This window comes from Rubinisphaera margarita, from assembly GCF_022267515.1.
GTDB classification, from domain to species: Bacteria; Planctomycetota; Planctomycetia; order Planctomycetales; family Planctomycetaceae; genus Rubinisphaera; species Rubinisphaera margarita.
In genome coordinates, this window is sequence record NZ_JAKFGB010000009.1 from 911769 (window position 1) to 923961 (window position 12193).

The following is a 12193-nucleotide window of genomic DNA, read 5'->3' on the forward strand; positions in this document are numbered from 1 at the left end:
CAAGCCGGCTCTGCGAAGTATGTCGTTTCCCGACGACGAAGACCATGGAAGCGGAGGGCGGCAAACGGCTGGTCGGCCGCGAAGCAGAACGATTGCCCGGACCGGCCTTCTTCTACCCGCCGGGGCTTCAGCTATCGATGACTGTCAGCCGTTGAATCTGGGATCGAATGGCGGGGTAAGCCGACAGCGCCCCTCCGTTTTCTGCAGAAGCGTATTCCCCCGCAGCCAGAACGGTTACTTCTCCATCGGGCCGTTGACGAGCAGAGGGACCTTGATTTCCGGGAACTCGGGGTCGTTGGTGGTGACGATAATGACATCCGTCTGACGGCCAGCCGGGGCGATGCCGGTGATGGCGACATCAAACTTCACCTGCGGGTTGCCGTGGACGTCCTGTTCGACGCGGCGGTTCTCAATCGACAGCTGACCGAGTTCACAGCGGACATCGAGCACTTCCAGTGTTCCCAGAGATCGGAAATCGGTGATTGTCACAGTCTGTGTCGTCTTCTGAGCGCTCAGCTGATAGAAGATCAGTGCCCGAGGCTTCACGGTCACTTTCTTCTCCGGCACATCGACGCGGAAGGTGACGTGTTTGTGCTCCTCGGCTGTACTTCCGGCGGTGCGGTAAGCGACATCGACCGTGTACTCCTGCAGTCCGGCCTGCTCGCCGGCGGTATCGACTTCGACGTAGAATTTGCCATGTTCATCAGGTTTGAACTCGCGGTTCTCGTGCATCCGAATCGTGACGCAGCCGCAACTCGGCTTCACGGCGGTGATGGTCAGCGATTGCTCGCCCGCGTTGTGGAAGCCGAACTCGGCCACGGCTTTCCCTTCCCGCAGATCGACTTCGCGCAAATGCACCATATGAATGTGCATGGCCAGCGGAGCCACGGCCGCTTCCGGAATGAACCGCGAATCGACAGCTCGAGCCGCCGACCAGGCGGAGGCCAGGCATGGTGTCAGTGCGAGCAGGCAGATGGCGGCGGAACGCATGTGATGTCCTCGGTCTTGAAGCAGTCGGAGAATTGAGGAGGTGTGAAGATCAGATATCGTTGCTCAGGTCGGCGGTTTCAGTCGGAAGGCCCGGTTCGCCGAAGTTCTCGTAGTTGATTAACCGATTGTCGCGAAAGACCAGCATATAGACCGTGCCGCTACTGTCGGGACCCCAGCTGTAGACGAGGTCGTCGGTGCGATACACCGATTCCGAAGTCAACACGCCCTGGTCGTTGAAAACCCGATCACCGTCTTCACCGACGATGCGGTCGATATCTCCCTTACTCATCCCGTTCTGAACTCGATTGTTGAGCAGCCAGCGAATGTGTTCGGATTCGTGCGTGGCGAGATACTCCTCGCGGCGACGTTCTTCTTCCGCGAAGCGGGAACTGTCGACCGGAAAGAGGGTATCGACCAGGCTGGTGCAACCGGGGAGGCCGATGAGCCAGCCCGCAAGGAGCAGAATCGGAAGTCCGCGGAGAAGGGAGGAACGGGAACTCATCCGTGAGGACTCCGTACAGGGATTGATTCAGGAGGGGAAGCCGGGCAGGAGGGAAGACATCAGGCCGATCTCCGCATGGAAAGCTGGTACCGTCCGAGCCCGGTCTCTGTAAGGACCCGCGAGACCTGCTCCATCCGTTCATTTCGATTGACCGATCGCAGCAGACATTTCACCACCGCTCCCGACACCGTGATCGCGACTTCGCTGACGCGGGTCGGTAAACGGAACGGTTTCAGGTCGGCAAAAAACTGATGCATGCTACAGCATTCCCCGAATTTCTCACCCTGATAAAGCAGCTCCACGCCGTAAAGATCGGGGCTCCACTGATAGTCGAACGGCCCGTAGCAGTCCCGGCGATGGATCACCCAGAAACGGGTGTCATCGTACAGAACGCCGAACTCCGGCATCGGGCTGTCAAAGGGACGCGACACGAGACTGCTCAAGGTTACGATCAGAAAAACAGGGGACCGCGAGGCGGCTCCACAGCCGTGCGGTCTGAACGGGATTCAGTGTAACAGTCGCGATTTCGAATGGCGAAGAGCAATCTTTCTGGGGGGAATCGTGATTGATTTCGGGGTCGTCTTTGTAAACTCTGCAGAGGCCTGGAAGAAATTTGGAAAATCGAGTGATTACGCTTGACAGTTATTGACCGTACCAACATAAAACCGATGAGCTGTTCGCTCGCCAGGTTCATTTGCCGTGTGGAATTTCCCCGCGATGGATCGTGTGGGCGATCCCGAGTCATCCAGGTGCGGAATTGCGGGCTCAGGGATACCGATTCAATTGCTGCTGCAGAGGATAGTCACCATGTCGGAAGTCGTTCACGAGTGGAATTCACCATCGGAGCATCCCTGGATGGATGAAGCCGATTTCTCGCTATTCGATGGCCCGATTTCGGCGATCGATGACGATGAAGAATTCTTCGATGACGACTTCGACGACGATGGAGATGATGACGACGACGAAGACGACGACTTCGAAGACGATGACGATTTCGACGATGATGAATTCGACGACGACGACTTCGACGATGACGATGTCGACGACGACGAAGACTTCGATGATGACTTCGAGGACGAAGACGATGACTTTGAAGACGACGAAGAGGATGACCTCGACGACGACTTCGAAGAGGAAGAAGATTACTAGGATCGGCTTCGACACGAAGTGGTGACTCGGCAGCCCGCTGGACTCGACACAACCTGAGACTCGACGGATCGCCATTCAGCAGCCACAATAACGATGCAGCGTAAGGGATGAGCCAGCCTCATCCCTTCTTTTTGCGCGACACTCAGAATTCAGGAAGACCCCAGATGCTGCATTTGATGCCCAAAATCGAAGAAGCCGCCAAAACCATTGCTGCCGCCGACTCGGAGAAGCCGCGGATCGGGCTCATTCTCGGAACCGGTCTCGGCGGTCTCTCCGAACAGATCGAGCAACGGGCCGTGCTGCCGTACGGCGACATTCCGCACTTCCCGAAGTCGACCGTCGAATCGCACAAAGGCCAACTCGTCTGCGGCGAACTGGCCGGGCAGAATATCCTCGCCATGGAAGGTCGCTTCCATTACTACGAAGGCTATTCGCTGCAGGATGTGACCTTTCCGGTCCGCGTGATGAAGCAGCTCGGTTGTGAGATTCTGATCGTGACCAATGCCGCCGGCGGGATGAATCCACAGTACTCGCTGGCCGACATCATGATGATTGAGGATCACATCAACATGATGCCGGAGAACCCGCTGCGAGGCGTGAACGACGACAAGCTCGGTCCTCGCTTCCCGGATATGTGTGCTCCGTACGACAAGGAGCTGCTCACCAAAGCGAAAGCGGCCGCTCTCGAACTGCAGGTGCCCGCTCATACCGGCGTCTTTGTCGCCGTGCCGGGGCCGAACCTCGAAACCCGAGCCGAGTACCGGATGCTGAAAGCCTTCGGAGCCGATTGTGTCGGCATGTCGACCGTGCCGGAAGTGATCGTCGCCGCTCACGCCGGACTGCGCGTCCTCGGCTTCTCGGTCGTGACCGACATGTGCCTGCCGGATGCTCTGGAACCGGTCGAACTCTCAAAGATTCTGGCCGTCGCAGCGAAGGGGGGCGAGCGTCTCGCCAAACTGATTCCCGAAGTCATCTCACGCATCGACAGCTGATGAATACGCCCGTTGTTCTCACCAGTGAGCAGTCTCGAGCCGTCGATCGCATTGCGATCGAACAGTATGCGGTGCCGGGGCTGGTCCTGATGGAGAACGCTGGCCGCGGCTCGACCGCACTGCTGCTGCAGGAAGAGCCGAAGAAGGTCGTCATCGTCTGTGGCAAAGGGAACAACGCCGGCGACGGCTTCGTCATCGCCCGACATCTCGACAATGCCGGGGTTTCGGTCGAGATTCTGATGCTCGTCCCGCTCCAAGACCTTTCCGGGGATGCCCGCACGAACTGCGAGATTGTCCACAAGTTCGGTCTGTCCACCCGAGTAGTCGACCCGTCCTGCGAGTCCGAATCGATTGCGCAGTCGTTGCGACAGGCCGACTGGATCGTCGATGCCCTGCTCGGGACCGGAATCCGCGGCGAAGTTCGTGAACCGTTCGCCCGCATGATCGACCTGGTCAATCATGCGGGTAAGCCGATCTTTGCAGTCGACATTCCCTCCGGCCTCGACGCCGATACGGGCGAGGTCCTCGGCCATGCCATCAACGCCACTCGCACTGCCACGTTCGTTACGCTGAAAACCGGTCTCATGCGGCAGAGCGGCCCGCACCAGGCCGGTTCGATCGACGTCGTCTCCATCGGCGTCCCGGACCGAATCGTCGACGACGTCCTCAATCAAACTCCGTAGGGCCGGTTTCCGGCCGGCCCATTCAGGGGACGTAATTCGCGAATTTTCGTTGAGTCACCCACTCTGGTGGACTCGATTATTTCATGCTGATCTCAAAGGGGATGTCGCCCCCTTGAGGACTCACTTCCGCGAGAAGCTTGGTTTTTGTCGGGTCGCTGTATTGAGGCGGAATGTGTTCAACGCCGATCGCGGTCTGCTCCTCGGGAGGCACGTTTGCCGGGAAGGCCGAGCCATCAGGCTGAGCGAATTTGGAGATCGTTACGATGTAGTTTCCCGGCGGGCAGCCCGGGCGACCATCGACAAAGGCGAGTTCATACTTTCCAGACTCATCGGTTCGTCCGTACGCCGGGCGACCGACTTGGGCGCCGTAAGGTGCGAACGTGACCGCGGCATTCGCGACCGGCTGACCGTCTGCGAGCACCGTCCCGGTGACGGGCAGCAGGGAAATTTCGACGTTGTCACCTCCGCCGCATCCGAGCACACCGAACAGGCAGAGAACGAGACCACAAAAATGAGATGCAGTACGTGGAATTTGTCGTGTCATCAGTGCAGACCTGAAACCTTGAAGAATCATGGGACGAGGGCGAGATGAATCGCCCCCGTCGCCCTGGATCGATAGAAAAGAACGTGTTGAGAAAGCTTTCAGCCGCGGTTGGCTAAAATTCCCCGATGACCTGTCCATCGGCGAGATAGGCGAGATTCACCCGGGTGGAGGCGTCGATATTCTCGCTCAGAAAGCGGACAGAGCCGTCAGCTAGAACGGCCTGGGCGCCTCCCTGGTGCAGGCTGCCGACCAGTCCCCAGTCCTTGAGCTGCGTTTGGGAGAAGTTCTGATTGGGAGGCGTCGTCCAGCTGCAGCAGACGCTGAAGTCGTTGATGCCGGCCGATGCAGCCAGGTCGACTCCATTGCCCACCCACTTGGAGTAACCCCACGTCTGTCCGACGCCGTTTTTCACGTCGAGCGTGGTTTCGGCGACCATCACGGTGTTACTGGTTCCGTCGGTCACGTCGCGGAATTTGCAGGCGGAGTAAGTGCCGAACATCCGCCGGGTCGTCAATCCCCAGGCCGGCCAGGCGGTTGTGCTGCTGCTGTAGCGGCCGACGGAGAAATCGTAGTTCGTTTTGGCTCCCTCGTGACCCGCAGCAGCGGCTCCGGGATAGACCGCGTAGTTCGCTGAGCCGCCCTGATAACGGTTCCGGCCGTTATCTGAGGGACAGAGGAGCGTGGAAACCAGCGTGCTGACGACTTCGCCGTTTCCGCTCGTGCCGATTGTCGCGGCCGGTTTCACCAGCGGAGCGGGGGTCGTCCCACTGCCGGAACGCACATAGGCCCCCGTTGGGACCGAACTGTCGAACAGATCGAATAGAGCCGGCTGTTCAAGATAAGGTAACAGGCCAAGCCAGCCGCGATGATTCAAAGTGAAGCCCGTCGAGTTGGCCGTGTTTGCCGAGTTGTTCGCGGTGATCGCACCATCCGCCGAGGTGCTGTAAGGCAGGACGTTGTGCGTGTCGTGGTAGTTGTGAAGCGCCAGTCCGATCTGCTTCAGATTGTTTTTGCAGCTGCTTCGGCGGGCCGCTTCCCGGGCCTGCTGGACAGCCGGGAGGAGCAGAGCAACCAGAATCGCGATAATCGCGATCACTACGAGAAGCTCGATCAGCGTGAAACCTCTTTTTAACTTCTTCATCGACCCCGTGCCTTTCAATAAAACTTAAGAAGACAGGTAGTGGCCTCAAAACGCTTCGCGAATCCGGGTCTGAATACGCGAGGACCGCGTTCTGGGGAAATCAGCGCCGCTATGAGATTCCGCAGGCGATTTCGCCAGCGAGATTCCTGAAGTTAAATGCACGAATGGGTTCGCTGCACGATCGTTGAAAAAACCTGGAATGATGGAACGACAGAATGTCGCAGCAATCAGAGTTCTCGCTGCAGTTCCATGACCTTTGCAGACTATATCCTTTTCTTCCAACTTGCAATATACGTAAGTGGAATTTTATGTGTCGTGGCGAGGACTTCTGAGTCCGACAGCGCAGTTGTTGACCCAGCTCTCTTGGACACATCCGGTTTACCAGCCAGTTTCCCCCGTAGGCAAAGGGCTTTCGTGAGTTTCAGCCGAACTCCCGCGCGGGCATGCGAACTTGCTCGAACCCCGCGGTCTCCCTGGCCGCGTGAGACTGGAGAACCTGCGACGCCTTTGCGGAGAATCAAAGCTCGCCGAGAACCTGTCCATCAGCCATGTAGGCGAGATTGATCCGGGTGGTTGCCGACATGTTCTCGCTCAGGAAGCGAACAGATCCGTCGGCGAGAACGGCCTGGGCTCCCCCTTTGTGGAGGCTCCCGACCAGTCCCCAGTCTTTCAGCTGCGTCTTGGAATCATTCTGGTTCGGCGGAGTTGTCCAGCTGCAGCAGATGCTGAAGTTGTTGATGCCACTTGAAGAAGCCAGATCGACACCATTGCCGACCCATTTGGAATAGCCCCAGGTCTGCCCGACGCCGTTCTTCACATCGAGAGTCGTCTCGGCGACCATGACTGTGTTGCTTGTTCCGTCCTTAACATCCCGCATGCGACAGGCTGAGTAGAGGCCGAACATCCGGCGAGTCGTGAGTCCCCACGAGGACCAGACGGTTGTGCTGCTGCTGTAGCGACCGACGGAGAAGTCGTAGTTCGTCTTCGCTCCGGGGTAGCCATCGGCATTGGCCGTCGGATAAACCGCGTAGCTGGCCGAGGTGCCGGTGTAGCGATTGTTACCACTGTCGGACGGGCACAGAAGCGTATCGATCAGCGTGCTGACGACCTCGGCGTTTCCACTACTGGCGATGGTCGCTTCCGGCTGGACGAGAGCAGCGGGAGCGGTGCCGCCCGATCTGCGGTGAGCTCCGGCCGGGTAGAGTGGATCGAACTTGTCGAAGAGGGCCGGTTCCTCCAGATACGGCAGCAGTCCGACCCAGCCGCGGTGGTTCAAGGTGAACCCTGTGGAGTTCGCGGTGTTCGCAGAACTGTTGGCTGTGACCGATCCATCTGCGGAGGTGCTGTACGGGAAGACGCTGAAGGTGTCGTGGTAGTTGTGAAGGGCCAGGCCGATCTGTTTCAGGTTGTTCTTACAGCTGCTGCGACGGGCGGCTTCACGAGCCTGCTGGACGGCTGGCAATAACAGAGCGACTAGAATGGCGATAATCGCGATCACGACAAGAAGCTCGATTAGTGTAAACCCTCTTCGCGAAAACTTCATAGTGACGTGTCCTTTCAAGAACGAGAATTGGACAGAGATGATGATTGCAGCTTTTGCAAATCCCAGTCCGAACCACGAAAAGACGGCTTTTTGACGATTTCGTAGGGGTTTCCGGCCAACGGGCTGACTAATCCTCTGGCAGGCATGCCCGAATCGATTGCAGCCGCGGCCGGCTGTGGCGGCGCGGCAAGGTCGCACCAGCGACAAGAGGCAGCGCCATCATCGTCCCATGTCGTGAGATCATCCGGTCTTGAAGAAGTCTCGTCCATGGCGCGACATCTCAACCCGAAGCGTGAGCGAGGGCCCGGTTGTACGAGTGACGTTGAATTCCCTCGCTGACGCTTCGGGTTGGGATGAGGGCCCTTAGCTGGAGGAGTCCACTGGAGTAGGGGGCGGGGCTTGCTGGGGATCAACGACAAAAACGGCAGTGGAAGGGAATCCACTGCCGTTGAGGTGTCGGTTCTGTTGGTCCGGCGTTAGTTGCCGGCGTTCAGGCGTTTGTCGAGCGTGCCCATGGTTTCGTTCAGGGTGTACTCGAGGTAGTCGTCCTGTTCGTGGATCAGCGATTCGGCGGCCAGTTCGAGAGCCGGGAGGATGTCGTCGCCGTGGAAGTAGCTCAGGGCCCGGACGGCTTCGAGTCGCACACGGGGGTGCTCATCGTTGACGCTGGCTTCGAGCAGAGCGAGCGGGTTCTCGACGCGATCTCGCCAGTAGCTGAGGACGCGAGTCGCCGCGGCTCGGGCTCGCGGGTCCTTCGACTGCAGAACCTGCTTCAACAGCGATTCATCGACCACGTCGTGCTGCTGGTGAATCCAGAGACCTTCCAGCTGCAGGCGGGCGAACGACTCGGCATTCGGGTCGAGCCCCTTCAACCAGTTGTTCACGTGGGCGATGACTTCTTCGGTCTTGTGGTTTCGCAGTTCACGACGAATGCGGTAACGGTCCCGCTGTTCATAAGTGTCGAGGTTTTCGAGCAGTTCCGGAACCGGCTTGCCGCTGACAACCATCGGCGTGACGAGCGGCTTCGACTTGTGACGAATTCGCCACACGCGGCCGTGCTGAGAGTCGCGGTTCGGGTCGCGAACCGAGTGCTGCATGTGACCGACCAGCGGGTTGAACCAGTCGAGAACATACAGTGCGCCATCCGGGCCGAACTGCAGATCGACCGGGCGGAAGTTGCGGTCCGAAGACTGCAGCAGCGGCTCGACCGGATCGGCGTGGAAGCCCGAACCTTCGTCCTTCATGCGATACTCAAGCGTTCCCTGAAATCCGATGCAGTTGTTGAGCAGATAATCGCCCTGCATTTCTTTCGGGAAATTTCGGCTCGAAACGAATTCGCAGCCACAGGTCGGACGCCACTGCTTGACCAGGAACTGCTTCAACCGGCCGTGCTTGTCGGGATAGTCGACCTGTCCGGAGAAGGCGGCTCCAAAGTAGTTCGCTCCCGGAGAAGCGTCGGCGACGAAGTTCTGGCCCCACTCATCAAAGGTGTGTCCCCAGGGGTTGGCGAAGTTGTACGAGATGAACGTCTCGAACTTCTCCGTCTTCGGCTCGTAACGATAAACGCCCGCATTTACGCAGCGTTCCGGACCGTACGGGGTTTCGACCTGGGTGTGGTGGAACGTTCCTTCCTGGAAGTAGAGGGCTCCGTCCGGGCCCCAGGTGAAGGCGGAGATCGAATGGTGCGAGTCAGCCGAGTCGAAGCCGTGCAGCACGATTCGCTTCTCATCGGCGACATCATCGCCATCGGTGTCCTTCATAAAGATCAGGTTCGGCTGCTGGGCGATATAGGCGCCGCCATCGCCGAGTTCAAAGCCGGTCGGCAGGTGCAGGCCATCGGCGAAGATCGTCTGCTTGTCGGCTTTGCCGTCGCCGTCGGTGTCTTCGAGAATCAGAATCTTGTCGTCGACGGGCTCGCCGGGCAGATACATCGGATACGACGGCATCGTGCAGACCCACAGTCGGCCTTTGCCATCGAAGGTGAACTTGCAGGGGTTCTGCAGATCTGGGAAGTCCACTTCCGAAGCGAACAGGTTTGCTTCGAAACCGTCCGGCAGTTTGAATGTCTTCAGCGAAGCCTCGGGTGAGGTGATTTCGAGATCGAACGTGATGTTGGTTTCGACATTGACAAACTCGCCGGTGCCGCTGTCGTCGATCTTGTCCGGAACCTGTTCGCCCTGGGCGATCTTATGAATGCGGGCATCGCGCACGGCGACCATGTTGCGGAGCTTCTCGAACTCAGCCGGGAAGTTGACGACGCCGAACGGTTTCTTGCGTCCGCCATAAATATAGAAGCCGTTCACGGCTCGATAGTCGTACCAGTGCTGCAGACTTTTCTCAGCCACGGCTGCGTGCAGAGCTTCGCGGTCGATGTTCGACTTCGTCCTGCTCTTGCCGAAGATGCGGTCGATCATGATGGGAGCCAGTTTTTCGTAGCCGCCATCGGTCAGGTGCACACCGTTGAAGGTGAGCGGTTCTTTCGATGCATTCATCAGCCGCCGCGACGGACGATACAGATCGAGAAATCCGACGCCGGTTTCCTCGGCCACTTCCTTCATGGCTTTGGTGTACAGCTCGATGTTCTCGTTGTTCCGATCCCCGATCATCATGTTCCGCTCGGGGAGATTCTCACTGGCGATCGGCGAGAAGAGCAGCACGCGGGGAGCCGACTCTCCGTTGTACTTTGTCGTGGTCCACGTCTTGATTTCGCTGCGGAGATCGTTCTTGAACTTCTCCAGCCCGGCTTTTCCGGCGAACGATTCATTCAGGCCGAATCCGGCGATGATGACGTCCGGCTGGTGATCTTCGAGCGTATGCCCGTGATCGTTGAAGTCCTGCGAACGCGGTCGCAGCTTGAGCTCATCGGCCGACCAGCCGAGGTTGCGGACGACCAGCTCATGCTCGGGAAACCGCTCGTGCAGGGCGGTTTCGAAGTGGTTGAAGTACTGCATCCGCTCGATCAGCGTGTTGCCGATGAGCACGATCTTGTCTCCCTGTTTCAGCTCCAGTTCGGCTGCGGGGGCCGAAGCCGTCGCCAGAAAGAGAGCCGTAAGGAGGGCGAGGATATTCAGCGATTTCATAAGCTTCCCGGGAATTCTGAGACGTGAAAGCGTGGAGTGTAGAAGAGGTGTGATCACCATCCATCGATTATTCCAGATGGCTCCGTCAAAGGCAACCATCGGAATTCAGGGAAAAAGGCCGGACTATCGGGGGCGCACACCGGGTACCGAACGGATTCTAGCGTCCCTGCGCAAACCCGCGTTCCACGAATTCCAGGAACGGGCCGACGAAATCGCGTCCATGCACTGAGACGTGCCGATAGACCGCCGGGATGCCTTCTTCGTCGAGCTTCTCTTTCAGTTTGTGAGCGAAGATCGGGTGATGAATCCCCTGTCCCGGACGGGCGTTCGGGGGGAGCGGACGGTCGGCTTCGCTGTAGAACATGAAGGTGGGCGGGTCGTCGTCGGTGACGTGGTTGATCGCCGAGACTTCGTTGTAGAGCGACTTGAGTTCCGGCTTTGTCAGTTCTTCCAGCGTCTTCACGCCGTAGACCATGTAGATCGAAGGATGAGCATGAGCCTGTCCGCCGATCCAGTCGCGGATGACGAACGGATCGTAAGACGACTGCCCGCCGATCGAGCCGACAACCGCCACGCGAGTCGACTCCCGCAGCACCGGGTCCTTCGCATCGGGGTCGGCCATGTCGTCTTTGTAGCCGATCCACATCGAAATCCCCGCTCCGGCTGAGCCGCCATAGATGGCGAACTTGTCCGGGTCGAGATTGTACTTCTCGCGGTTGTGCCGGAGGAACTGCACCGCTCGGGCTCCATCCTGCTGAGGAGCCGGGAACATAATGCTTGAATTCACGAAACGGTAATTGATGGACGCGACCGACCAGCCCTTTTCATGAGCCTCGCGAATCAGCTGCGGCGCGATCGACTCCTTGTCGCCGGCCACGAATCCGCCGCCGTGAATATAGATGACGAGCGGCGTTGGCTTGTCGGAATCGGCCAGCCACAGGTCGAGCCGGTTGCGATCGGCCGGGCCATAAGGGACGTTGGCATGCGTCGGCTTGATTTGTCCGCGACGCTGGATCGCCTTTTTCCGCTCATGCTCGGCTTTCAACCGGGCGTAATAGACCTTGGCCTCATCGACAGTGAGCGTCCCATCGCCATTGGCGTCCGCTTCCGGGAACCGCTTCTGCACCTCTTCCAGCAGCCGCTGCACCTGAGCGGGCGTCTGAGCATGGGCGATGGAACCGCCGATGAACAACGTGGCCAGAATCAGCAGGCAGAATCGGAGGGACTTTCGCATTTTCAGCATGACTTTCTCTCGGCACGCAAGGAATTGTTTGGGGGCTGCGGGGTGGCTCTGTCAGCTCTGCGATCAGGGCGGCGAAGTCGTTGAAAGACGCAGTGAGACCTGGATGCTCTCAATCGATGATTGGATTCTCGCCGACCAGTCAACACCGTCAAATCCCGCTTCGCCAACGGCTGGGCCGCCCCAAAAGAATCTCTCGGGGCCACCCATCCATGTCTTACCTGACAACCAGGCCCGGCACAGCTGCGACAATCCGGCAGAACGTCAGACTGTCACTCTCGCCGCTTCCGTTCTACAATCGGGCGTGCGGCTGCGGCTGGCATTATCAT

The 12193-nt window shown here is 58.7% G+C and carries 12 protein-coding genes; 3 read left to right on the forward strand and 9 right to left on the reverse strand.

From position 1 onward, the window contains the following. Window positions 1-234: 234 nt before the first annotated feature. Genes L1A08_RS06885 through L1A08_RS06895 form a run of 3 tightly spaced genes read right to left on the reverse strand, consistent with a single transcriptional unit; the run spans window position 235 to window position 1923 of the window. Window positions 235-990 (reverse strand): DUF1573 domain-containing protein, encoded by a 756-nt coding sequence (locus tag L1A08_RS06885; protein ID WP_238755579.1) that lies wholly within the window; start codon window positions 988-990, stop codon window positions 235-237. Between the two features lie 49 nt (window positions 991-1039). After that, a complete protein-coding gene (locus L1A08_RS06890) occupies window positions 1040-1492 on the reverse strand; it encodes a hypothetical protein (protein ID WP_238755580.1) in 453 nt (150 codons plus the stop codon). 59 nt (window positions 1493-1551) lie between these two features. Next, window positions 1552-1923 carry a hypothetical protein gene (locus L1A08_RS06895; RefSeq protein ID WP_238755581.1) on the reverse strand — a complete coding sequence of 124 codons (372 nt, stop codon included), beginning with the start codon at window positions 1921-1923 and terminating at the stop codon, window positions 1552-1554. A 376-nt stretch (window positions 1924-2299) separates the two neighbouring features. Here L1A08_RS06895 and L1A08_RS06900 point away from each other — a divergent pair, with 376 nt between their 5' ends. The 3 genes from L1A08_RS06900 to L1A08_RS06910 all read left to right on the forward strand — a co-directional run bounded on the left by L1A08_RS06900 (window position 2300) and on the right by L1A08_RS06910 (window position 4316). Beyond that, on the forward strand, window positions 2300-2641 hold the full coding sequence (locus L1A08_RS06900; RefSeq protein ID WP_238755582.1) for a hypothetical protein: 342 nt from the start codon (window positions 2300-2302) through the stop codon (window positions 2639-2641). 164 nt (window positions 2642-2805) lie between these two features. Next, window positions 2806-3633: a purine-nucleoside phosphorylase gene (locus L1A08_RS06905; RefSeq protein ID WP_238755583.1), complete on the forward strand. Its 828-nt coding sequence runs from the start codon at window positions 2806-2808 to the stop codon at window positions 3631-3633. After that, the gene (locus tag L1A08_RS06910; RefSeq protein ID WP_238755584.1) at window positions 3633-4316 is read left to right on the forward strand and encodes an NAD(P)H-hydrate epimerase; all 684 of its coding nucleotides are present in this window, start codon (window positions 3633-3635) and stop codon (window positions 4314-4316) included. The genes L1A08_RS06905 and L1A08_RS06910 overlap by 1 nt, the downstream gene beginning before the upstream one ends. Window positions 4317-4392: 76 nt before the next feature. Here L1A08_RS06910 and L1A08_RS06915 read toward each other — a convergent pair whose 3' ends face one another. The 6 genes from L1A08_RS06915 to L1A08_RS06950 form a co-directional block, all read right to left on the reverse strand. Beyond that, window positions 4393-4860 (reverse strand): carboxypeptidase-like regulatory domain-containing protein, encoded by a 468-nt coding sequence (locus tag L1A08_RS06915; RefSeq protein WP_238755585.1) that lies wholly within the window; start codon window positions 4858-4860, stop codon window positions 4393-4395. A 112-nt stretch (window positions 4861-4972) separates the two neighbouring features. Further along, window positions 4973-6001: a DUF1559 family PulG-like putative transporter gene (locus L1A08_RS06920; protein ID WP_315860566.1), complete on the reverse strand. Its 1029-nt coding sequence runs from the start codon at window positions 5999-6001 to the stop codon at window positions 4973-4975. 517 nt (window positions 6002-6518) lie between these two features. After that, window positions 6519-7544 carry a DUF1559 family PulG-like putative transporter gene (locus L1A08_RS06930; protein WP_315860567.1) on the reverse strand — a complete coding sequence of 342 codons (1026 nt, stop codon included), beginning with the start codon at window positions 7542-7544 and terminating at the stop codon, window positions 6519-6521. Between the two features lie 14 nt (window positions 7545-7558). After that, window positions 7559-7813 carry a hypothetical protein gene (locus L1A08_RS06940; RefSeq protein WP_238755586.1) on the reverse strand — a complete coding sequence of 85 codons (255 nt, stop codon included), beginning with the start codon at window positions 7811-7813 and terminating at the stop codon, window positions 7559-7561. A 207-nt stretch (window positions 7814-8020) separates the two neighbouring features. Next, on the reverse strand, window positions 8021-10624 hold the full coding sequence (locus tag L1A08_RS06945; protein ID WP_238755587.1) for a PVC-type heme-binding CxxCH protein: 2604 nt from the start codon (window positions 10622-10624) through the stop codon (window positions 8021-8023). Window positions 10625-10781: 157 nt separating this feature from the next. Beyond that, the gene (locus tag L1A08_RS06950; RefSeq protein WP_238755588.1) at window positions 10782-11867 is read right to left on the reverse strand and encodes an alpha/beta hydrolase; all 1086 of its coding nucleotides are present in this window, start codon (window positions 11865-11867) and stop codon (window positions 10782-10784) included. Between the last annotated feature and the right edge of the window lie 326 nt (window positions 11868-12193).

Excerpts from the sequence above, each read along its gene's own strand:
- L1A08_RS06950 (WP_238755588.1), bottom strand. The coding sequence starts at position 11,867 with ATGCTGAAAATGCGAAAGTCCCTCCGATTCTGCCTGCTGATTCTGGCC.
- L1A08_RS06945 (WP_238755587.1), bottom strand. The coding sequence starts at position 10,624 with ATGAAATCGCTGAATATCCTCGCCCTCCTTACGGCTCTCTTTCTGGCG.
- L1A08_RS06930 (WP_315860567.1), bottom strand. The coding sequence starts at position 7,544 with ATGAAGTTTTCGCGAAGAGGGTTTACACTAATCGAGCTTCTTGTCGTG.
- L1A08_RS06940 (WP_238755586.1), bottom strand. The coding sequence starts at position 7,813 with ATGGACGAGACTTCTTCAAGACCGGATGATCTCACGACATGGGACGAT.
- L1A08_RS06885 (WP_238755579.1), bottom strand. The coding sequence starts at position 990 with ATGCGTTCCGCCGCCATCTGCCTGCTCGCACTGACACCATGCCTGGCC.
- L1A08_RS06920 (WP_315860566.1), bottom strand. The coding sequence starts at position 6,001 with ATGAAGAAGTTAAAAAGAGGTTTCACGCTGATCGAGCTTCTCGTAGTG.
- L1A08_RS06910 (WP_238755584.1), top strand. The coding sequence starts at position 3,633 with ATGAATACGCCCGTTGTTCTCACCAGTGAGCAGTCTCGAGCCGTCGAT.
- L1A08_RS06900 (WP_238755582.1), top strand. The coding sequence starts at position 2,300 with ATGTCGGAAGTCGTTCACGAGTGGAATTCACCATCGGAGCATCCCTGG.
- L1A08_RS06905 (WP_238755583.1), top strand. The coding sequence starts at position 2,806 with ATGCTGCATTTGATGCCCAAAATCGAAGAAGCCGCCAAAACCATTGCT.
- L1A08_RS06890 (WP_238755580.1), bottom strand. The coding sequence starts at position 1,492 with ATGAGTTCCCGTTCCTCCCTTCTCCGCGGACTTCCGATTCTGCTCCTT.
- L1A08_RS06915 (WP_238755585.1), bottom strand. The coding sequence starts at position 4,860 with ATGACACGACAAATTCCACGTACTGCATCTCATTTTTGTGGTCTCGTT.